16 protein-coding genes and 1 other RNA gene are annotated in these 21082 nt (G+C 74.4%); 6 read left to right on the forward strand and 11 right to left on the reverse strand.

Annotated features, from left to right (window positions below; translation table 11 throughout):
• Positions 1-43: 43 nt before the first annotated feature.
• Entirely contained in the window at positions 44-1012 is a 969-nt protein-coding gene (locus OO47_RS17735) for a LysR family transcriptional regulator (RefSeq protein ID WP_033209432.1), read from the reverse strand.
• An 83-nt stretch (positions 1013-1095) separates the two neighbouring features.
• Between OO47_RS17735 and OO47_RS17740 the strand changes: the two genes are divergently transcribed.
• Positions 1096-2376, forward strand: a complete 1281-nt coding sequence (locus OO47_RS17740) for an MFS transporter (protein WP_051715650.1) — start codon at positions 1096-1098, stop codon at positions 2374-2376.
• Between the two features lie 26 nt (positions 2377-2402).
• On the opposite strand, the gene ssrA is transcribed toward OO47_RS17740, so the two are convergent.
• The 5 genes from ssrA to ftsE form a co-directional block, all read right to left on the reverse strand.
• Positions 2403-2796: a transfer-messenger RNA gene (gene ssrA / locus OO47_RS34425) on the reverse strand.
• A gap of 102 nt (positions 2797-2898) precedes the next feature.
• On the reverse strand, positions 2899-3438 hold the full coding sequence (gene smpB / locus OO47_RS17745) for an SsrA-binding protein SmpB (protein ID WP_051715648.1): 540 nt from the start codon (positions 3436-3438) through the stop codon (positions 2899-2901).
• Between the two features lie 18 nt (positions 3439-3456).
• Positions 3457-4644, reverse strand: coding sequence for a S41 family peptidase (locus OO47_RS17750; RefSeq protein WP_030209924.1), 1188 nt, complete (start codon positions 4642-4644; stop codon positions 3457-3459).
• A 78-nt stretch (positions 4645-4722) separates the two neighbouring features.
• Complete coding sequence (ftsX, locus tag OO47_RS17755; protein WP_030209921.1) at positions 4723-5640, reverse strand: permease-like cell division protein FtsX; 918 nt, start codon at positions 5638-5640, stop codon at positions 4723-4725.
• 29 nt (positions 5641-5669) lie between these two features.
• A complete protein-coding gene (gene ftsE / locus OO47_RS17760) occupies positions 5670-6359 on the reverse strand; it encodes a cell division ATP-binding protein FtsE (protein ID WP_030209919.1) in 690 nt (229 codons plus the stop codon).
• A gap of 233 nt (positions 6360-6592) precedes the next feature.
• Here ftsE and OO47_RS17765 point away from each other — a divergent pair, with 233 nt between their 5' ends.
• Complete coding sequence (locus OO47_RS17765; protein ID WP_030209918.1) at positions 6593-6775, forward strand: hypothetical protein; 183 nt, start codon at positions 6593-6595, stop codon at positions 6773-6775.
• Between the two features lie 97 nt (positions 6776-6872).
• Here OO47_RS17765 and OO47_RS38600 read toward each other — a convergent pair whose 3' ends face one another.
• The 4 genes from OO47_RS38600 to OO47_RS17785 all read right to left on the reverse strand — a co-directional run bounded on the left by OO47_RS38600 (position 6873) and on the right by OO47_RS17785 (position 12337).
• Complete coding sequence (locus tag OO47_RS38600; protein ID WP_324606519.1) at positions 6873-7232, reverse strand: hypothetical protein; 360 nt, start codon at positions 7230-7232, stop codon at positions 6873-6875.
• A 777-nt stretch (positions 7233-8009) separates the two neighbouring features.
• Positions 8010-9113 carry a peptide chain release factor 2 gene (gene prfB, locus OO47_RS17775; protein WP_030209912.1) on the reverse strand — a complete coding sequence of 368 codons (1104 nt, stop codon included), beginning with the start codon at positions 9111-9113 and terminating at the stop codon, positions 8010-8012.
• 75 nt (positions 9114-9188) lie between these two features.
• The gene (locus OO47_RS17780) at positions 9189-10430 is read right to left on the reverse strand and encodes a serine/threonine-protein kinase (RefSeq protein ID WP_030209909.1); all 1242 of its coding nucleotides are present in this window, start codon (positions 10428-10430) and stop codon (positions 9189-9191) included.
• Between the two features lie 107 nt (positions 10431-10537).
• Positions 10538-12337, reverse strand: coding sequence for a serine/threonine-protein kinase (locus tag OO47_RS17785; RefSeq protein WP_030209906.1), 1800 nt, complete (start codon positions 12335-12337; stop codon positions 10538-10540).
• A 501-nt stretch (positions 12338-12838) separates the two neighbouring features.
• Here OO47_RS17785 and OO47_RS17790 point away from each other — a divergent pair.
• From OO47_RS17790 to OO47_RS17805, 4 genes are all read left to right on the forward strand, one after another.
• Complete coding sequence (locus OO47_RS17790) at positions 12839-16582, forward strand: FtsK/SpoIIIE domain-containing protein (RefSeq protein ID WP_030209901.1); 3744 nt, start codon at positions 12839-12841, stop codon at positions 16580-16582.
• A 146-nt stretch (positions 16583-16728) separates the two neighbouring features.
• Positions 16729-18087: an ABC transporter substrate-binding protein gene (locus tag OO47_RS17795; RefSeq protein ID WP_030209898.1), complete on the forward strand. Its 1359-nt coding sequence runs from the start codon at positions 16729-16731 to the stop codon at positions 18085-18087.
• Positions 18088-18096: 9 nt separating this feature from the next.
• Positions 18097-19467: a carbohydrate ABC transporter permease gene (locus OO47_RS17800; RefSeq protein WP_033209439.1), complete on the forward strand. Its 1371-nt coding sequence runs from the start codon at positions 18097-18099 to the stop codon at positions 19465-19467.
• Entirely contained in the window at positions 19464-20339 is an 876-nt protein-coding gene (locus tag OO47_RS17805) for a carbohydrate ABC transporter permease (protein WP_030209893.1), read from the forward strand. Before OO47_RS17800 ends, OO47_RS17805 begins: the two co-directional genes overlap by 4 nt.
• Positions 20340-20423: 84 nt before the next feature.
• Here the strand turns inward: OO47_RS17805 and OO47_RS17810 are convergent, their stop codons facing one another.
• Positions 20424-21023 carry a TetR/AcrR family transcriptional regulator gene (locus OO47_RS17810; protein ID WP_030209891.1) on the reverse strand — a complete coding sequence of 200 codons (600 nt, stop codon included), beginning with the start codon at positions 21021-21023 and terminating at the stop codon, positions 20424-20426.
• Positions 21024-21082 lie beyond the last annotated feature (59 nt).

The raw sequence follows: 21082 nt of genomic DNA on the forward strand, positions 1-21082 counted from the left end.
GGCCCCCGCCCCTCCCTACGGCCGTATGGACCCCCGACCCTCCCTACGGCCGTACGGGCAGCCCCGGCTCGTCCTCCGGCAGCCAGGAGTCCGGCGGGCGGACGAGCCAGCCCTCCCGGGCGCCGATCTCGGCGGCGGCGGCCCGCAGGGCGTCCAGGCCGGGATGGCGGAGCCCCTTGCGCCACACCAGGCTCACGGGCGACAGGGGCACGGGATCGACCAGCGGCCGCAGGACGCAGCCGGGCATGGGCGGGAACTCGACGACGGCCAGGACCGGGTGCCGGTGCTTGGCCATGATCCGGCGGAACTCCTCCTTGCCGACCGCGAGCGGGGCCGGCGGGGAGAGCTCGATGCCGCGGCCGGCGAAGAGCCGGGCGGCGAGGTCGGTCCACTCGGGGGTGCGCTCGTTCCCGGCCCCGGCGTAGATCCGCTCCCCGGCGAGTGCGGCGAGCGGCACTTCGGGGAGGTCGGCGAGCGGGTGGTCCTCGGGCAGGATCACGGCCATCGGCTCGTACCGCACGAACTGGGAGCCGAGCCCCGCCCTCAGGTCGGCCGCGAGGCCGCCGTAGCGGCCGAAGGAGGTGTCGAGGTGCCCGGCGAGGACGGCGCGCGCGGCGCCGGTGAGGCCGCTCTCGTAGCGGGCCATCAGTTCGAGGTCGGGGGCGAGTTCGCGGGCCCGGCGCAGGACGCGCTCGTGGGCGAGGCCGGGGCTGTTGAGGTCGACCAGGAGGGGCCGGGCCGCGGCCCGGAAGGCCTCGCGCAGCTCGTCGTGGGCGGCGAGCACGCGGCGCGCGTACGGCAGCAGGCGCTCGCCGTCGGGGGTGAGGGAGACCTGCCGGGTGGTCCGGACGAACAGCTCGGCGCCCAGCTCGCGCTCCAGGCGCCGGACGTCCCGGCTGAGGGCCTGCTGAGCGACGTAGAGCCGGGCGGCGGCGCGGGTGAAGTGCAGCTCCTCGGCGACGGCGGTGAAGGCGCGCAGGAGGCGGGGGTCGGTGTCGTACGAGGGGGGCACCGCCGCATTCAACAACACGGGTGCGTGAATGGCCACCGATCAGGTGTTGGACCGGGCGGGGCCGCGCGCCCGAACCTTGATCCATGCCGCAACCGGACCTCGCCCTGACCCCCGCGGGCCCCGCGCTCGCACCACGCTACGACGCCCCCTCCCCTTCCCCCTCCCTTGGGAGGAGCGACCGGCGCCCCGAACCGTCCCGCTCCCCCTACCGCCGCCTCCTCACCCGCCCCGGCGCCCGCGCCTTCGCCGCCTGGGGGCTGATCGCCCGGCTGCCCGCGGGCATGTTCGGCGTCAGCGCCGTGATCATGATCGCGTCGGTGTACGGCTCCTACGCCCTGGCCGGCGCGGTCACCGCCACCGGACTCGCCGTCGGCTCCGTCACCGCGCCCCTGATCGCCCGGCTGGTCGACCGCCACGGCCAGGCCCGGATCGCGGTCCCGGCCGCCGCGTACGCCACCCTGGGCCATCTGGTCCTGGCCCTGTGCGTCCACGAACGGGCCCCGGTCTGGGCGCTCTTCGCGACGGTCGCCCTCACCGCCACCTCCCCGAACACGGGCGGCATGTCCCGGGCCCGCTGGGCGCACCTCCTGCGGGACGACCCGGGCGCGCTGCACACCGCGAACTCCTTCGAGCAGGCCGCCGACGAGCTCTGCTTCATGCTGGGCCCGGTGCTCGCCGCCGTCCTCTGCTCGGCGCTCTTCCCGCAGGCGGGCACGCTCGCCGCGGCGGCCCTCTTCCTCGGCGGGACGCTCCTCTTCGCCGCCCAGCGGTCCACCGAGCCGCCGGTCGCCCCGCGCACCCCGGCGGGCTCGCCGCTGCGCGCGCCCGGCATGGTCCCGCTGCTCACGGTCTTCCTGGCCACGGGGGCGGTCTTCGGTTCCATGGAGGTGGTGACCCTGGCGTACGTGGACGGGCCCGTCGCCGGACCGGTCCTCGCCCTCCAGGCGGCGGGCTCCTGCGCCGCGGGCCTGCTCTACGGCCGGGTCCGCCGCACGGCGCGCCTGCGCACCTGCCTGGCGGCGATGACGGTCCTGATGGCGCTGCCGCTGCTCGCCGCCTCGGCCGGTTCGCTGCTCGCCCTGGCCGCCGGCCTGCTCGTGGCGGGCATGGCGACGGCCCCGACGATGGTGACGGGCATGGGCCTGGTCCAGCGTCTCACGCCCCCGGCCCAGCTCAACGAGGGCATGACCCTGGCCGTGACCGCCCTCCTCGCGGGGATCGCGACCGGCTCGGCGTCCGGCGGCTGGGCCGCCGACCACGCCCCGTTCCCGGCGTTCGGCTTCCTGCTCCCGCTCACGGCGGCGGCCACGGCGCTGGCCCTGTGCGCGGCCGCGGGCATGACGAAGGCCCGGCGGTCATGGTGACCACCGGGCCTGCGCCCACATGGGATGAGTGGAGATGGCGGGAATCGAACCCGCGTCCAACGGTACGGAAGCAGAGCTTCTCCGTGTGCAGTCCGCTACGAGTTTCTCGGCCCCGGAGATCACGCGGACAAGTCTCCGACGGGCTCAGTCACTGTTTGGTTTCCCTCCAACCCCCGTGACCGGGGCTGGAGGTTTAGATCCCTAGATGACGCCAGGATCCGGGTCGGGACCATCCCCGGGCTGACGCTCCTCACAGAGGCTTCTGTTCGTTACCTAAGAATTAGGCAGCGAGGGCGAAGCGGGAGTTATCGCTCTTGGAGTTGGCGATTATTGGTTGCGACATATGGTTTACGAGATCATTGCCGCTTCCTCGACACGCTTCCTCTGCATCGGTATCCGCTGTCGAAACCGATCATCCCCATGTTGATTTTTCAAAGGTCGCACCCGCCGTGGGGTGCGTGCCCCATCGTACGTGACCAACGGCGGCCGTCGCCAGCGTATTCCCGGGGGCCGGGTCGCCGGCTAGAGGGACTGGCCCGCGCGCTGGCGCCGCTTGGCCGCCGCGATGGCGCGGTTCGTCTCGCGCGTGTCCTGCTTCTCGCGCAGGGTCTGGCGCTTGTCGTACTCCTTCTTGCCCTTGGCGAGGGCGATCTCGACCTTGACCCGGCCGTTCAGGAAGTACAGCGCGAGGGGCACGATCGTGTGACCCGTCTCCTGCGACTTCGCCTCCAGCTTGTCGATCTGCTCCCGGTGCAGCAGCAGCTTCCGCTTCCGCTTGGCCGAGTGGTTGGTCCAGCTGCCCTGCATGTACTCCGGGACGTGGACGTTGTGCAGCCACGCCTCGCCCCCGTCGATCTGGACGAAGCCGTCGACCAGCGAGGCCCGCCCCATGCGCAGCGACTTCACCTCGGTGCCCATGAGCACCACACCGCACTCGTAGGTGTCGATGACGAGGTAGTCGTGCCGCGCCTTCTTGTTCTGCGCGACGAGCTTGCGCTCCGGCGCCTTGTCCTGGTTCTTCTTGGCAGGCTTGCCCTGCACGTTCACGAGTCCCTTTGCCATAGTGCGGTCATTTTCGCACTACGAGCCCCCTCCGAGGCCACTCAATACCGTTCTCGCCCGCTCCTCGGCCCGCTCCCCCGCCGGCAGGTCCGGGGTGATGCCGCGCCCGTCGACGGCGTGCCCGGCGGGGGTGCGGTAGTGGCCGACGGTCAGCTCGGCGACCGAGCCGTCGGGCAGGGTGCTCGGCATCTGGACCGCGCCCTTGCCGAAGGTCCGGGAGCCGACCGTGACGGCCCGGCCCCGGTCCTGGAGGGCGCCGGTGAGCAGCTCGGCCGCGCTCATCGTGCCCCCGTCGACCAGTGCCACCAGGGGCCGCTCGGTGTCGCCGCCGCCCTCCGCGTACACGGCCCGCTCCTCGCCCTCCACGTCGTACGTGGCGACGAGCCCGCCGTCCAGGAAGGCGGAGGCGGCGGTGGCGGCCTCCGCGACCAGGCCGCCCGAGTTGCCCCGCAGGTCGAGGAGGACGCCGGCGCCGGCCGGGGCCTTCCGCACCGCGTCCCGCACGCGCGTGCCGACGCCCTTGGTGAAGGCCTCGACCCGGATCAGCACGGCCCCGTCGTCGAGGCGGCGGACGGTCACCGGGTCCGTCGCGAGCCGGGCCCGGCGCAGGGTCTGCGTCCAGGCGGCGCGACCGCGCTCGACCCGCAGGGCGACGGACGAGCCCGGCATCCCGTCGCCGCGCAGCAGGGCGACGACCTCGGAGACGGAGAGCCCGTCGACCGGGCGCCCGTCGACGGAGACGAGCCGGTCGCCGGCGCGGAGCCCGGCCCGGGCGGCGGGGCCGCCGGCCTGGACCCGGGTCACCCGGACCCGGTCGCCGCCGGACCGGCCCGCGGAGAGCCCGACGCCCGTGTAGGCGCCGTCGAGGGCCTGCTCGAACTCCTCGTACTCCCGCTTGTCGTACACCGCGCCCCAGCGGTCGCCGCTGCGGCTGACGAACTCCTCGGCGGCCTTCTTGCCCGACTTGCCGTCGGCCATGGCCGCGGCGGCGGCGCGGTTGAGGGCGGCGCTGTCGACGGGCGCGCGGTCCCGGGGCTCCCGCTCCGCGCCCGGGGGCGCCCCGGCCCGCTCGGCCGCCGGCTCCTGCCGGGGCAGCGAGCCCGTGGCGGCGGCGGTGGCGAGGACGCCGGTGAAGACCAACGTCAGAACGGCCCCGCGGAGCACTCCGCGGGGCCGGGTACAGAGAAGGTCGGTGCCGTCCGGCATGTCGCCCACTCTAGGACAAGGCGATGGCGCCGCACGGGCTTTGGCCGTACGACGCCATCCACCGGCGGGGGTCTCTTCTCACACCTTCAGGTACTTGCGCAGCGCGACGAGAGCCGCCAGGGCGGGCATCAGGAGTCCGATGGCGATCACCAGCGGCAGCTTGGCGAAGACGGCGTCCCAGCCGATGAACTGGATCAGCTGGACCTTGTCGGCGAGCGCGATGCCGTGGTCGATCAGGAAGTACCGGCCGACGAGCAGCAGGACGCAGGCGACGCCGCCGCCGAGGAGTCCGGCGAAGGCGGCCTCCATGATGAACGGCATCTGGATGTAGAAGCTGGACGCGCCGACGAGCCGCATGATCCCCGTCTCGCGGCGGCGGCTGAAGGCCGAGACGCGCACGGTGTTGACGATCAGCATCAGCGCGATGACCAGCATCAGGCCCATGACGCCGAGCGCGGCGATGTTCATGCCGTTCATCAGGTCGAAGAGGTTCTGCAGGATGTTCCGCTGGTCCTGGACCGACTCGACGCCGTCCCGGCCGGCGAAGGCCGTGGCGACCACCTGGTACTTCTCCGGGTCCTTGAGCTTGACCCGGAACGACGAGGGCATCTGGTCCGGCGTCACCACGGAGGCCAGGGCGGTGTCCCCGTACTGCTCCTTGTAGTGCTTGTAGGCCTCGTCGGACGTCTCGTAGTGGACGGTCTCGACGATGTCCATCTTCTCCAGGTCGGCCTGGATCTGCTCCTTCTGCTGACCGGTGACCGCCCCCTTGGGGCACTTGCCGGCCGTGGCCGCGTCGGCCTTGTTGCAGAGGTAGATGGAGACGTTGACCTTGTCGTACCAGTAGTCCTTCATCGTGCTGACCTGCTCGCGCATGAGCAGCGCGCCGCCGAACAGGGCGAGCGAGAGGGCCACGGAGACGATGACGGCGAAGGTCATCGTGAGATTGCGCCGGAGGCCGACGCCGATCTCGGAGAGCACGAACTGAGCGCGCATGGGTCTGCTTTCTCCTACTCGCTACAGGCTCAGTGCTGGTATCCGTAGACGCCGCGCGCCTGGTCGCGGACGAGGCGGCCCTTTTCCAGCTCGATGACGCGCTTGCGCATCTGGTCGACGATGTTCTGGTCGTGGGTCGCCATGACGACGGTGGTTCCCGTCCTGTTGATGCGGTCGAGCAGCTTCATGATGCCGACGGAGGTCTGCGGGTCGAGGTTGCCGGTGGGCTCGTCGGCGATCAGCAGCATCGGGCGGTTGACGAAGGCGCGGGCGATGGCGACGCGCTGCTGCTCACCGCCGGAGAGCTCGCCCGGCATCCGGTCCTCCTTGCCGCCGAGGCCGACCAGGTCGAGCACCTGCGGCACGGCCTTGCGGATCTCGCCGCGCGGCTTGCCGATGACCTCCTGGGCGAAGGCCACGTTCTGGGCCACGGTCTTGTTGGGCAGCAGGCGGAAGTCCTGGAAGACCGTGCCCAGCTGGCGCCGCATGTGCGGCACCTTCCAGTTGGACAGCCGGGCCAGGTCCTTGCCGAGGACGTGCACCTGGCCTTGGCTGGCGCGCTCCTCGCGGAGGAGCAGGCGCAGGAAAGTCGACTTTCCGGAGCCGGAGGAACCGACGAGGAAGACGAACTCCCCCTTCTCGACCTCCAGGGAGACGTCCCGGAGCGCGGGGCGGTTCTGCTTCGGATAGGACTTGGAGACGTTGTCGAATCGGATCACGGATGCACCACGGTCGGCCGGGAGTAGGTGTGCGTGACCTTACGCGACCGGGGACGGCCCTCGCAGTCGCGGTCCTGGCTTGCGCGGTATATCCTTTTCGCCCTTCCGGGCGGACCACGATGGGCCGGCGGGGCGCGCCGAAACGGCGCGGAGCTGGCACAGTGGTAGGGGAACGTCCGGATGCCTCCGGTCGTTGCCCTGGTGGGTACCCCAGTGCGGGAGGAGGAGAGCGCATGACCTACGACCGACTGGTGTGCGCCAACTGCGCGGCCCCGGTCGCCGAGGGCCGCTGCCCCGTCTGCCGCGCGAACCGGGAGCGACTGACCCCCCAGGGTCTTTCCCCCGCCATGCTGCTGACGCTGGCGATCGCCCTGCTCGCGGCGATCGCCCTGCTCGCGGCGGTCCGTACGGCCTAGGAGCCGCCGGGACGGCCCACACGAGCCGGAGTACGCCGAAGGGCCGGGGAGGAAGCCTCCCCGGCCCTTCGTCATGCCCTGCTCACGCGCGGAACCGTCAGGCGGCGGTACGGCCGCCGGCGACGAGGCGCGGCAGCATGCGGAAGCCGATGCCGCCGGCGATCATGGTCGCGGCGCCGATGATCAGGAACGAGGTCTCGGCCGCACCGGTCTCGGCGAGCTCCTCCTTGGCCTGCCCCTGCTGCACGGGCTGCGAGCCGGCGTTGTTGGTGTCGGGCTTGTTGCCGTCGACGCACTCGACGCCGTCGACGGCGACGGTGCAGTCAGCGGTACCACCGTTGGTGGAGTCGCCGCCCGGCGTTGTGGGCACACCCGTCGATCCGGGCTCGGTGGTCGTACCCGGGGCCGGCTCGGTCGGCTGCCCGGTGGGCGGCTTGGTCGCGGGCGGCTGGGTCACCGGAGGCTCGATGACCGGAGGCTCCGTAACCGGAGGCTGGGTCACGGGCGGTTCCGTCACGGGCGGCTCGGTGACCGGAGGCTCGGTCACGGGCGGTTCCGTCACGGGCGGCTGGGTCACGGGCGGCTCGGTGACCGGAGGCTCCGTGACCGGAGGCTGGGTCACGGGCGGTTCCGTCACGGGCGGCTCGGTGACCGGAGGCTCCGTCACGGGCGGCTCGGTCTCGCAACCGGCACCGCCGGGGAAGCACGTCTCACTCGGGGTCGGCTCGGGGCCGAAGGCTCCCACGGCCTGGGCCGCACCCGCCGCGGTGAGAGACGCGCCGGCAGCGATCACCGCACCGGCGGCGAGGCGCGCGACACGGATCCGCATCTGCTTGGTCATCTGGCTGCTACCCCCAGTAGCTCATCTCGTCATGGGGCAGCGCTCGGGGCCTGCGCGGCAGGGGCGGCGTCACGACTGGACCGGCCCCCGTTCACACGCGCCCCAGAAATGCGCATGCCAGTGCGCCACCCTTCCGAGTTTCCGAAGAAGCGTCAAGGTCGTTGCGCGTGCGATGCCCGAAAGATCACCAGGTGACCGACATGCGCTGATGCAACTGTGACGTAAACCCCGAACCACGGGCCTCGCCGCGTCAGTTCCCTTGTCGACAAAGCGTCCTGACGGCCCGTCTTGCGCTTGCGCCAGCGAATACGCGGCGCGCGCGGCGGGCCGGGGCGGAACGGGACCGGGCCCCGCACCGGCACGGTGCGGGGCCCGGGAGGAGGGGGCGCGGAACTATCGGTCCTGCTGCTTGCGCCAGCGGATGCCCGCCTCCAGGAAGCCGTCGATCTCGCCGTCCAGGACGGACTGCGGGTTGCCGACCTCGAACTCCGTCCGCAGGTCCTTGACCATCTGGTACGGGTGGAGGACGTACGAGCGCATCTGGTTGCCCCAGGAGCTGCCGCTGTCCTTGAGCGCGTCCATCTTGGCGCGCTCCTCCTGGCGCTGGCGCTCCAGGAGCTTGGCCTGGAGGACGTTCATGGCGCTCGCCTTGTTCTGGATCTGGGAGCGCTCGTTCTGGCAGGAGACCACGATGCCGGTCGGGAGGTGCGTGATGCGCACGGCCGAGTCGGTCGTGTTGACGCCCTGGCCTCCGGGGCCCGACGCGCGGTAGACGTCGACGCGCAGGTCGGACTCCTCGATCTCGACGTGGTCGGAGGACTCGACCACCGGCAGGACCTCGACGCCCGCGAAGGAGGTCTGGCGGCGCCCCTGGTTGTCGAAGGGCGAGATGCGCACGAGGCGGTGGGTGCCCTGCTCGACGGAGAGGGTGCCGTAGGCGTACGGGGCCTTCACCACGAAGGTGGTCGACTTGATACCGGCCTCCTCCGCGTACGAGGTCTCGTAGATCTCGGTCGAGTAGCCGTGGCGCTCCGCCCAGCGCAGGTACATGCGCTGGAGCCGCTCGGCGAAGTCGGAGGCGTCGACGCCGCCGGCCTCGGCCCGGATGTTGACCAGGGCCTCGCGCTCGTCGTACTCGCCGGAGAGGAGGGTGCGGACCTCCATCTCGTCCAGGGCCTTGCGGACGGAGACGAGCTCCGCCTCGGCCTCGGCGAGGGTGTCCGGGTCGTCCATCTCCTCGGCGAGCTCGAAGAGCACCCCGAGGTCGTCGATCCGCCCGCGCAGGGTCTCGGCCTTGCGGACCTCGGCCTGGAGGTGCGAAAGCTTGCTCGTGATCTTCTGCGCCGCCTCCGGGTCGTCCCACAGGGACGGGGCCGCGGCCTGCTCTTCGAGCACGGCGATGTCGGCCCTCAGCTTCTCGAGGTCCAGGACGGCCTCGATCGACCCCATGGTCGAGGAGAGGGACTTCAGCTCTTCGGATACATCGACGACTGCCACGCGTCCAGCGTAACGGCTCCGGGCGGGGAGCCGAACCCGCGACCGCCGGGGGGTGTCCCGGCGGGTCCGCGGGCCCTACGGGAGGGGCGAGGACTGCTTGGAGTCCTGCGGCGGGGCCTCCCCGTCGCCGGAGGCCGCGAGGTAGCCGCCGGCGCCCAGGGCTCCCGCGAGGACGACCGCCGCGACGGCGAGGGTGATCCGGCGCTTGCGGACCGCGTCCGCCTTGTGGCGGGCCGAGCCGGGGCGGGGGGCGCCCGCCGGGCGGGGGGCGCGGGCCGTGCCGAGGGGGCCGCCGGAGAGCTCGTCGGGGGCCGGGACCCGCATGGAGGTGTGGGTGTCGCGGTGGGAGTCCGGGGCGGCGCCGGGGACGAGCGGGACGGCGGCCCGGCGGGGGCCGGGCTCGGCGGCGCCCGCCGCGGTGGCGTACGCGTCGTCCTCGTACGGCTCGGGGGCCGGCTCCGTGTCGGGCTCGTCCACGTCGAGCGGCGGGATGCCCTTGAGCAGCGGCAGGACGTCCCTGAGGCGGGCGGCGAGCTCGGAGGCGCGCAGCCGGGAGGCCGGGGCCTTGGCGAGGCACTGCACGAGGAGCTGCCACAGCTCCTCGGGGATGCCGGGGAGCGGGACGACGGTCTCGGTGACGTGGCGGCGCAGGACCGCGCCGGGGTGGCCGCCGCCGAACGGGGTGAAGCCGGCGAGCAGCTCGTACAGGACGGTCGCGAGGGCGTAGATGTCGACGGCGGCGCGGGGCGGGAGGCCCTCGACGATCTCGGGGGCGAGGTAGTCGGGGGTGCCGATGATCCGGGTGGCCTTGGTGCGGCCGGGGGTGTCGATGAGCTTGGCGACGCCGAAGTCGGTGAGGAGGGCGGGGTGGGCGCCGCCGGGGCCGAGCGGGCCCTCCATGTCGAGCAGGATGTTCTCGGGCTTGACGTCCCGGTGGACGACCCCGGCGGCGTGCGCGGCGGCCAGGGCGTCGGCGACGTCGGCGACGATCGCGACGGCGGCCTCGGGGGCGAGGCGGCGCTCGCGGTCGAGGCGGGTGCGCAGGTCGGTGCCGCGCACCAGGTCCATGACGAGGGCGAGGTCGTTGCCGTCGACGACGAGGTCGCGGACCTTGACCACGCGCGGGTGGTCGAGGCCGAGCAGGGCGGTCCGCTCCCGGACGAAGCGGCCGACGAGCTCCTGGTCGGAGGCCAGGTCCTCGCGCAGCAGTTTGACGGCGACGGGCCCCTCGGGGCCCTCGCCGAGCCACACCGTTCCGGCGCTGCCCCGCCCGAGGATCTGGTGGGCGGTGTAGCGGCTGCCGATGTTCCGTGCCAAGACTGCTCCCTCAGCGGCTGCGGTTCACGCCAAACGTACGCGTCCGCGGGCGCCGGTCGTCACTTCCGAGGGGAAAACACCCCCCGGAAGTCGACAAATCAACAGTATTACTGTCCCGTACCGCCGGTAGCACCCGTGTTTCCGGAGCCGGTGCCGGTGTTCGCGCTGTCGAACAGATCGGAGACCCAGGTGGTGAAGGACGAGACGCCGTCGCCGATCGCCTCCCAGTAGCCCTTGCCCTCGGCGATCCAGCTCTGGAGCGGGGTCAGCTCCCAGACGAGCCAGCCGGCGACCACGAACAGGACGATCATCACCAGGCAGCCCTTGAGGCAGCCGAGGCCCGGGATGCGCACCGGGTTGGCGCTGCGCCGGCGCGGCTCGCGCGGCGGGCGCGGCTCGCGGGGCGCGGGGGCCTGGGGCGGCGGCTGCGGGGGCGCGTACTGCTGCCGGGGCGGGGCGTACTGCTGCTGCGGGGCGGGCGGCGGCGGGGGCGCGTACTGCTGGGGCTGGTGCTGCGGCTGGTACTGCTGGGGCGCGGGCCGCTGCGGCGCCGGGCGCTGCTGCTGCTGGTATGGCGGGGGCTGCTGCGGCCGGTTCTGCGGGGGGTGCTGGTTCTGCGGGGGGTGCGGGGGCTGCTGCGGCCGGCGCTGCGGGCGGCGGCGCAGGGGGTCCTCGGTCGGGTCCAGGTACTGCACCTGCGTCTGCTCGTTGCGGTCGCGGGCGGCGCGCAGCTGGCTCTGCCAGGGGTGCGGCTCCTCGGACTGCGCGCCTCCGGCCTGCGGCGGGTTCGGCGGTACGGGGGGCAGGACGGCCGTCGGGTCGGCGCCGCCGCCCGGGCCGCCGGCCGGCAGGACGCTGGTCGCGCCGGCGGGGTCGTACTGCGGCGCCCCGGCCCCGGCGGGCAGCACCTGGGTGGGGTCGGCGGCCCCGGGCGCGCCGTGGGACATCACCCGGGTCGGGTCGGCGGCCCCGGGGGTCTCCGGGACCGGGGCGGGCGCCGGGTCGGGGGCGAGGAGCGCCCCGACGCCGTCCGCCGCCTCGATCTGGGCGGGCGTGGCGTGCACGCCGATGCCGGCGGCGACCGCGCGCAGGCCGCGGGCGAGGTTCACGGCGCTCGGGCGCCGCTCGGGGTCCTTGCTGAGGCAGCGCTCTATCACCGTCCACAGCGGCCCCGGCACGGTCGAGGGGCGGCGCGGCTCCTCGCTGAGGTGGCGGTGGAGGACCTCCAGGGCGGTGCCGCCCGCGAACGGCGGCCGGCCGGTGACCAGCTCGTAGAGGAGGATGCCGGCGCCGTAGATGTCGACGGCGGAGGTCTGCGGGCGCCCCTCGGCGGACTCGGGCGCCACGTACGCGGGCGTGCCGACGAATTCGTGGGTGCGGGTCAGGCCCGGGGAGTCGGCGAGGCGCGCGATGCCGAAGTCGGTGAGCATCGGGTGCATCTCGCCGTTCTGCTCGGCGAGCAGGACGTTGGCCGGCTTCAGGTCGCGGTGGACGACGCCGTCGGCGTGGCTGGCGGCGAGCGCGTCGGCGATCTGGGCGGTGAGGAGCGCGGCGGCGACCGGGGTGAGCGGTCCGCTCTCCCGGATGTACCGGTGCAGGTCGGGGCCCTCGACGAGGTCCATGACGAGGGCGAGGACGTCGCCCTCGACGACCAGGTCGCGGGTGCGCACGATGTTCGGGTGGGTGAGCCGGAGGAGCACGGACCGCTCGCGCAGGAAGCGCATCACGATGTCCGCGTCGTTGGCCAGCTCCTCCTTGAGGACCTTGATCGCGACGGTCTCGCCGGGCTGGCCGGCCACGGCCGCCTCGGCGCCCGCCGTCTCCCGCTGGCGGGCTCGCCAGACGGTGCCCGTGGCGCCGCGGCCGAGCGGCTCCTCGAGCAGGTACTTGCTGCCGATAGGCCGCACGTCACGCGCTCCCTGCTGATCGTGGTCCTGGGGTGGTTCCGGTGCTGTCCCCGCGGTCCCTGTGCTCTGTTGTGACCCGTCCGGGTGTCCGACCCACTTTAGGGCCTGCCCGGCCGATCATGGCCGGTCCGGACGGGTCGCGGGCCGGGCGTCCGCGGGGTGCTCCCGGGGGTGCGCCCTGACCGAAGATGTCCGGAACGTACCCCGATCCTGTCCGGAAGAAGACGCTTCTCCGTGCGGGACGGTTGCCGGGCACGTTCCGAAGGCATGCCCAACCAGGCACTTTTGCGCCCACGGCCGACCGTTCAAGATCACTTTCGGCCGACCGGCGGGCGCGCTGTCGGCGGCAGGTGCGAGGATGCCTCCAGCACGTCGCACCGATGGGGTCGGGAGCCCCGCGCCGTGCCGACCTGTACCGGACGACGCGTCCGTGCCGGGTGGGGGGAGGCACCGGGCGGTTCCCCTGCCGGGCACGTCGCGCAGAAGGGACCGCTGACGGCGATGCAGATCCGGCTGACCGTCCTCGCGCCGCACGCCGGCCACGGCGCCGCGCGCGCCTGCGACGTGCTCGTCACCGCCCCGGCCGGGACGGCGCTCTCCGCCGTGGCCTCCCAGCTGGCCGCCGCCGTCACGGGCCCCGAGGCCTCCTCCTCGGGCACGACCGTGCTCCACGCGGGCGCGGAGCGGCTGGACGCCCGGCGCTGCGTGCTCGGCGAGCCCCCGCTGGTCGACGGCGCCGTGCTCTCCCTCCAGGTCCCCGGTCCCGACGACCGGGCCGGGGAGGCCGCGGCCGCCCGGCTGCACGTGGTGGCGGGCCCGGACGCGGGCGGGGTGCACCTGCTGCACGGCGGGACGGTCAGGATCGGCCGCTCCGTCGACGCCGACGTCCCGCTCGACGACCCGGACGTCTCCCGCGCGCACTGCACGGTGACGGTCGGCGCGGACGGCCGGGTCACGGTCGCCGACCACGGCTCCACGAACGGCACGACCCTCGACGGCTCCCCCGTCGGCGAGCGCCCGGTCCGGCTCCGCCCCGGCGCGCTGCTGCGCCTCGGCGAGTCCGCCCTGCGCCTGACGGGCCCCGGCGACGGCCTCCTCGGCGGTACGGAAGCGGTGGCGACGGCCCCGGACGGCGAGGGCCACCTGCGGCTCGCGCGCGGAGCCGACGGGCCGGGCCGGGCCGGCCGGACGGGCCCGTCGGGCGGCCCCGGGGCGGCCCCGGGCGGCCCGGCGGCCGACGACACGCCCCACGGGGGCGGGCACGCGCACGCGGGGGGCGGCGGTACGGCCGACGGCGACCCGCACGGCGGTCACGGGGACCCGTACGGCGATGCGCGCGGCTCCGCCCGCGACCCGCGCTCGTACGCTCCCGGCGGCCACGCGCGCGACGGGCACGAGAACGACGGCCACGGCCACGATCACGGTCACGACGGACGCGATCACGGGCGCGAGGGCCCGGCCGACTCCCGCGACCCGTACGACCACGGCGGCACCGGGAGTGGCGGCGGGGTCTCGACGGCTCAGACCGCGCCGCGGGCGGGCGGCAGGCGCGGGCTCGGCGCGTGGGCCCGGCGCCTCGCCGGGGGCCGCGAGGAGCCTCCGGCCCCCGCCGCGGGCCCCCGCCCGGCCCCCGACACGCACGCGGGCACCCGCCCGGGCACGGACGCGGGCGCCCGGGGTCCCGGGCCGGGCGCCGACACCTGGCCCGACCCGGCCGCCGTCCTGCTCACCGCCCTGGGCCCCGGCCCCCGGCTCTGGGAGCGGGACCCGGACCATCCCGAGTCCCTGGTGGTCCGGCTCGGCACCACGGACCGCGCCGAGCTCTCCGGGGTGCCGGTCACCGTCGGGCTGCGCGAGGCCGGCTCGCTCGGGCTCGCGGGCCCCGGCGACCGGCTCGCCGGGTTCGCCCGCTCGGTGGTGGCCCAGCTCGCCGCCCTGCACTCCCCCTCCGACCTGGAGATCGTCCTCGTCAGCGCCGACCGGAACCGCTCCCTGGAGGAGCGCCGCCGCGCCTGGGGCTGGCTCGGCTGGCTCCCGCACGTCCGGCCGGCCCACGGCCAGGACTGCCGACTGCTCCTGGCGTACGACCGCGAGCAGGCCCACGCGCGTACGTCCGAACTGACCCGGCGGCTCGACGACGGCCCGCTCGGTCCGGGCTGGCCCAGCGCCGACCGCGCGTCCGTCGCGGAGGCCGCCGCCCGCTACGAGGGGCCCCGGACGGTGGTCGTCGTGGACGGCGACCCGGGCACGGCGGCGCTGCGCGAGACCGTGGCGCGGCTCGCGGGGGCCGGGGCGGCGGCCGGCATCCACCTGCTCTGCCTCGCCGAGGCGCCCGCCGCCTCCCCGGTCTCGCCGGTGGCCGCGACCTACGAGGCCGCGTGCGCGGCGTCCCTGGCGTTCCGCGAGTGCGGGGCCGCCGCGCTCCTGAGCGGGGACGTGGCGACGGCGCTGCGGCTGCTGCGGACCGCGGGCGGGCGCGTGGCGGGCCACGGGACCGTCGGCGTGGTCGACGCGGTCTCCGTCGCCTGGGCCGAGCGGTTCGGCCGGGCCCTCGCGCCGCTGCGGCCGGAGACCTCGGCGGCGCCGCACGGGCGGGCCGCCGCGCTGCCCCCGTCCTCCCGGCTGCTCGACGAGCTGGGCCTCGCCCGGGCGACCCCCGCCTCCCTGATGGCCCGCTGGGCCTCCGCGGGGGAGGGGACGGCCGTCCTGGGCGCGGGCCCGCGCGGTCCGCTGGCCGTGGACCTCACCCAGGAGGGGCCGCACCTGCTGATCGAGGGCCCGGCGGGCAGCGGGCGCACGGAACTGCTCCGCTCGATCGCCGCCTCGCTCGCGGCGGGCGGCCGCCCCGACCGGCTCGGCCTGCTCCTGGTGGACGGGGCGGGCGGCGAGCGCGGCGAGGGCCTCGCGGCCTGTACGGAGCTGCCGCACGTCATCGAGCACCTGGTCGCCTCGGACCCGGTCCGGATGCGGGAGTTCGCGCAGGCGCTGGGCGCCGAGCTGAAGCGGCGGGCCGAGCTCCTGGGCGACACGCCCTTCGCCGACCGCCGGGGCGCCCGTGCCCCGCAGGTGGCCGAGCGGCTGATCGGGCAGCGCGCGCCGAGCGCGGCGGAGTCCGTACCCCGGGGCGCCCGCGCGACCGTCCGGCTCCCGGACACCGGCGGCCACCCGAGCGGCCGCACCCTCCGCACGGGCGACGGCACGATCGGCGCCCTCCCGAACCCGTCGGCCCGCACGCCGTACCCGAGCACGGAGGACACATCGGGCCGGGGCTCGTACCCCGGCACGGACGACCTCGACGCGCGCGCGAGCGGCCGCGTGGCCCGCACCGGGGCCGACGACCTGAACGGCCGCCCGAGCGGCCGCACCCTCCGCACCGGGGCCGACGACCTCGGCGGACGCGCCAGCGGGCGGAGCCCGTACCCCGGCACGGACGACCTCGACGCGCGCGCGAGCGGCCGCGTGCCCCGCACCGGAGCCGACGACCTGAACGGCCGCCCGAGCGGCCGGGCCCTCCGCACCGGCGACGGAGATCTCACCGGCTCCCCGAGCAGCCGCGTGGCCCGCACCGGGGCCGACGATCTCGCCGACCGGCCCAGCGGGCGCGTCCTCCGGGCCGAGGACTCCGGTGTCCGGATTCCCCGGCCCGCCTCCGGGACGGCCCCGGGGTCGGGCGCCGGCGCCGGTGAGGCGGCGGGAGGGCGGGGCGCCGGGGCGCTGCCCCGGCTGGTCGTCCTCGTCGACGACTTCGACGCCCTGGTCGCGCCCGCGCTCGGCGCCCCCGGACGGCCTGCCGCCGGGTCCGTCGTGCGGGCCCTGGAGGCCGTCGCCCGGCACGGCGAGCGGCTCGGCGTGCACCTGATCGTGGCCTCCGCCCGCCCGGACCGCACGGCCGACACCGAGCCGGCCCACAGCGCCCGGCTGCGGGTCGTGCTCGACGCGCCCCCGGTGGCGGCGGGACCGGACGTCCCGGCGCCCGGTCGGGGCCGTCTCGGGCACCCGGACGGCCGGGTGACCCCCTTCCAGGCGGGCCGCGTCACCGGCCGGATCCCCCGGACGGCGACGCTCCGGCCGACGGTCGTCCCGCTGGAGTGGGAGCGGATGGGCGACCCGCCCACCCGCCGCCCGGTCCGCGAGCTGGGCAACGGGCCGACGGACCTGGCCCTCCTCGCGAGCGCGCTCGACCGGGCGGCCCGCTCGGTGGAGGCGACTCCCGTGGCGCCCCTCTCCCCCGTGGCCCACACCTGAAACACGGCGGAAGAGACTCCTGACGTCACGTCACGAGGCAATCACGATCGTCCACTTGACACGGAAGGCGGTATTGCGGCCCCGCATCACCGGGCGTAGACCTGTCGGCACGGGACAGCTAAGCGCACGAAAGAGACGGGGCAGCGATGCGTACAACTCTTCGTCCACGCAAGGCCGCGGTGACCTTCACGGCACTCACGACGCTCGCCGCGCTCGCCCTCGCGGGCTGCGGCGACGGGACCGCGAAGGACCCGGAGGCGAAACCCACCGGCGACCCCTCCCTGAAGGGGGAGAAGATCGAGGTCGCCGCCGTCTGGACGGGTCCGGAGCAGGAGAACTTCACCAAGGTCCTGAAGGAGTTCGAGCGGCGGACCGGCGCGACCGTGACGTTCGTGCCCGCCCAGGACCCGATCGTGAACTTCCTCGGGACGAAGATCGAGGGCAACTCCCCGCCCGACGTCGCGATGCTGCCGCAGGTGGGCGCGATCCAGCAGGCCGCCGCCCAGAAGTGGCTGAAACCGGTCGGCCCGGAGGTGAAGGCCCAGCTGGCCGCGAACTACTCGCGCGGCTGGCAGGAGCTCGGGGCGGTGGACGGCACCCAGTACGGCGTCTACTTCAAGGCCGCCAACAAGTCCCTGGTCTGGTACAACACCGCCGTCTTCGAGAACGCGGGCGCCACCGAGCCGAAGACCTGGAAGGAGTTCCTGGCCACCGCCGAGACCATCTCGGCCTCCGGCGTCACCCCGGTCTCGGTCGGCGGCGCGGACGGCTGGACCCTCACCGACTGGTTCGAGAACGTCTACCTCTCCCAGGCGGGCCCGGAGAAGTACGACCGGCTGGCGAAGCACGAGATCAAGTGGACGGACCCGTCCGTCGCCGCCGCCCTGACCACGCTCGCCGAGCTGTTCGGCAAGCCGTCGCTGCTCTCGGGCGGCACGAGCGGCGCGTTGCAGACGGAGTACCCGGCCTCGGTGACGCAGACCTTCACGGGCGGCGCCGAGCCGAAGGGCGCGATGGTCTTCGAGGGCGACTTCGCCGCCGTCAACATCGCCCAGACCGAGGCGAAGATCGGCACGGACGCGAAGGCCTTCCCCTTCCCGAAGGTCGGGGACGCCGGCACCGTGCCCGTGGTGACGGCGGGCGACGCGGCCGTGGCCCTCAAGGACACCAGGGGCGCGCAGGCGCTCCTCGCCTTCCTCGCCTCCCCGGACGCGGCGAAGATCTGGGCGGAGGCGGGCGGCTTTCTCTCGCCGAACAAGAACCTGGACCCGGCGGCGTACCCGAACGACGTCCAGCGCGAGATCGCCGAGGCGCTGATCGGGGCCGGTGACGACTTCCGCTTCGACATGTCGGACCAGATGCCGCAGTCGTTCGGCGGGACGCCGGGCAAGGGCGAGTGGAAGGCGCTCCAGGACTTCCTGAAGAACCCGAAGGACGTCGCCGGGACCCAGGCGCGCCTGGAGGCGGACGCGGCGAAGGCGTACCGGGCCGCCGCGAAGGGCTGAGGTCCCGCCATGTCCTCCACCACCGCACAGCGCGCGAGGAGCACGGCCGGAACGGACGGGACCGGGAAGAACGGGGCCGGGAAGCGCCGGGAAGGGAGACGGAGCAGGATCGTGGCGGCGGGCTTCCTGCTGCCCGCCCTCCTCCTGCTCGGCGCGCTCGTCGTCTATCCGATCGGGTACTCCGTCCAGCGCTCGCTCTTCGACCGCTCCGGCTCCTCCTTCGTCGGCCTCGACAACTACCTGGCCCTGTTCACCGACGACTCCCTCCGCACGGCCGTGAGGAACAACCTGGTCTGGCTGGTGGCGGCCCCCGCGGTCGCCACCGCCCTCGGCCTGGTCTTCGCGGTCCTGACCGAACGCGTCCGCTGGGGAACGGCGTTCAAGCTGGTCGTCTTCATGCCCATGGCGATCTCGATGCTGGCCGCCGGGATCATCTTCCGGCTGGTGTACGAGCAGGACCCGGACCGGGGCGTCGCGAACGCCGTCTGGGTCGGCGTCCACGACACCTTCGCCGAGTCCTCCGTCTTCCCGAAGGCCAGACCGCTGCCCGTGCACCCGCTGGAGGCGGCCGGGGACGGCGCGTTCGTGACGAAGGAGCCGGTGCGGGCCGGGCAGCCCGTACGCCTTCCGCTGGTCGGGGTGGCGCCGGCGCAGATGCCGGAGGGTGCGCGCCCGGCCGCGCCGCCGGCCGGCACGGACCCGGGCACGGTCGCCGGCACGGCCTGGCTGGACTTCACCCGGGGCGGCGGCGGGCGGCCGAACGAGGTCGACCCGGCCGAACGGGGCCTCGCGGGGCTGCGGATCGAGGCCGTACGGGACGGGAAGGTGGTCGCCACGGCGACGGCGGCGGCCGACGGCACGTTCGCGCTGCCCGCCGACCGCGCGGACGGGGCCCTGCTCCGGCTGCCCGCGAGCAACTTCCGGGAGCAGTACGACGGCGTCGAGTGGCTGGGCCCGTCGCTCGTCACGCCCGCGATCATCGGGGCGTACGTGTGGATGTGGGCCGGGTTCGCGATGGTCCTGATCGGGGCCGGACTGGCGGCCGTGCCGCGCGAACTGCTCGAAGCGGCACGGGTGGACGGGGCGAACGAGTGGCAGGTGTTCCGCCGGATCACGGTGCCGCTCCTGGCCCCGGTCCTCGCGGTCGTCCTCGTCACCCTGATGATCAACGTGCTGAAGATCTTCGACCTGGTCTTCGTGATCGCGCCGGGCTCGGCGCAGGACGACGCGAACGTGCTCGCGCTCCAGTTGTACCGCTCGTCCTTCGGCACGGACGCGGACCTGGGGGTCGGCTCGGCCATCGCCGTGCTGCTGCTCCTGCTGGTGCTCCCGGTGATGGTGCTCAACATCCGCCGCATGCGCAGGGAGGCCCGCCGATGAACGGAACCCAGGTGCGGCCCTCCCGCTCCCCGGCGGCGCGGCTCGCGTCCGCGGCCGCGTCCGGCGCGGTCCGCGTCCTCCTCGTCCTGGCGGGCCTGTTCTGGTTGATGCCGACGGTCGGGCTGCTGCTCTCCTCGCTCCGCCCGTCGTCCGACATCGCGGCGAGCGGCTGGTGGGAGGTGTTCACCGCCCCGGCCCGGCTGACCACGGAGAACTACGCCCATCTGCTCGCGAACGACACGATCACCGGCTCGCTGCTCAACACCGTCCTGATCACCGTCCCGGCCACGCTGCTCGTCCTGGTGATCGGCTCGCTCGCCGGGTACGCGTTCGCGTGGCTGGAGTTCCCGGGCCGGGACTGGTGGTTCCTGGGCGTGGTCGCCCTGCTGGTGGTGCCGGTGCAGGTCGCCCTGGTCCCGGTGGCGAAGCTGTTCGGGGTGGTCGGGCTCTTCGAGACGACCGCCGGGGTGGTCCTGTTCCACACGGCCTTCGGCCTGCCGTTCGCGATCTTCCTGCTGCGGAACTTCTTCGCGGAGATCCCGCGCGAGCTCCTGGAGGCGGCGCGGCTCGACGGGGCGGGCGAGATCCGGCTGTTCACCCGGGTGGTGCTGCCGCTGGGCGGCCCTGCGATCGCCTCGCTCGGCATCTTCCAGTTCCTGTGGGTCTGGAACGACATGCTGATCGCCCTGGTCTTCGCGGACTCGCAGTCGCCGCCGATCACGGTGGCGCTCCAGCAGCAGGTGCGGCAGTTCGGCAACAACGTGGACGTGCTGGCGCCGGGCGCGTTCCTGTCGATGGTGGTGCCGCTGGTGGTGTTCTTCGCGTTCCAGCGCCAGTTCGCGTCGGGGGTGATGGCGGGCGCGGTGAAGTGACCTCTCCTGCGCGGGATCGGCCCGGGAGCTCTTGCGGGGTCAGCCTTGAGCGCTTGCGGGATCGGCCCGGGAGCGCTTGTGGGGTCAGCCCTTGAGCGCCGCCACCGCCGAGTGCGCGAGGTCGTCCACGTACCCCGGGGGGAGCGGGGTGCGGACGACGACGAGGCGCCAGTACAGCGGTCCTGCGACCAGGTCGAGGGCCCGGTCCGGGTCGGCGCCCCCGGGGAGTTCGCCGCGCGCGACGGCCTCGCGGACGATCCGGGCGACGACGCCCTGCTGCCCGTCGAGCAGCGCGGCCTTGACGGCGTCGGCGATCTCGGGGTGCCGGGCGGCCTCGACCAGGAGGTCGGGGACGACCCGGGAGGCGACCGGGTGGCTCAGGGCGTGCGCGGCCACTTCCAGGAGGGCGCGCACGTCCCCGTACAGGGAGCCGGTGGCGGGCGCCGGCAGGCCCTGGGCGGCGAAGGCGCCGACGAGGTCGAGGACGAGGGAGAGCTTGGACTTCCAGCGCCGGTAGACGGCGGTCTTGCCGACGCCCGCGCGGCGCGCGATCCCCTCGATGGACATCCGGGCGAAGCCGACGGCCGCGAGCTCCTCGAAGACGGCGGTACGGATGGCCTCGGTCACGTCCTCGCGGAGCACGGCGGCTCCGGCGGGGGCGCGGCGGGGGGTCGGTTCGGTCATGGACGGCATCCTAACCAACGCGTACGTGACGACGATACGGTTGCGTTCCGTCGTGGAGC

Origin of the sequence: Streptomyces bikiniensis (assembly GCF_000716625.1) — a bacterium.
GTDB lineage: Bacteria > Actinomycetota > Actinomycetes > Streptomycetales > Streptomycetaceae > Streptomyces > Streptomyces bikiniensis.

Excerpts from the sequence above, each read along its gene's own strand:
- OO47_RS17740 (WP_051715650.1), top strand. The coding sequence starts at position 1,096 with ATGCCGCAACCGGACCTCGCCCTGACCCCCGCGGGCCCCGCGCTCGCA.
- smpB (WP_051715648.1), bottom strand. The coding sequence starts at position 3,438 with ATGGCAAAGGGACTCGTGAACGTGCAGGGCAAGCCTGCCAAGAAGAAC.
- OO47_RS17750 (WP_030209924.1), bottom strand. The coding sequence starts at position 4,644 with ATGCCGGACGGCACCGACCTTCTCTGTACCCGGCCCCGCGGAGTGCTC.
- ftsX (WP_030209921.1), bottom strand. The coding sequence starts at position 5,640 with ATGCGCGCTCAGTTCGTGCTCTCCGAGATCGGCGTCGGCCTCCGGCGC.
- OO47_RS17765 (WP_030209918.1), top strand. The coding sequence starts at position 6,593 with ATGACCTACGACCGACTGGTGTGCGCCAACTGCGCGGCCCCGGTCGCC.
- OO47_RS17790 (WP_030209901.1), top strand. The coding sequence starts at position 12,839 with ATGCAGATCCGGCTGACCGTCCTCGCGCCGCACGCCGGCCACGGCGCC.
- OO47_RS17795 (WP_030209898.1), top strand. The coding sequence starts at position 16,729 with ATGCGTACAACTCTTCGTCCACGCAAGGCCGCGGTGACCTTCACGGCA.
- OO47_RS17800 (WP_033209439.1), top strand. The coding sequence starts at position 18,097 with ATGTCCTCCACCACCGCACAGCGCGCGAGGAGCACGGCCGGAACGGAC.
- OO47_RS17805 (WP_030209893.1), top strand. The coding sequence starts at position 19,464 with ATGAACGGAACCCAGGTGCGGCCCTCCCGCTCCCCGGCGGCGCGGCTC.
- OO47_RS17810 (WP_030209891.1), bottom strand. The coding sequence starts at position 21,023 with ATGACCGAACCGACCCCCCGCCGCGCCCCCGCCGGAGCCGCCGTGCTC.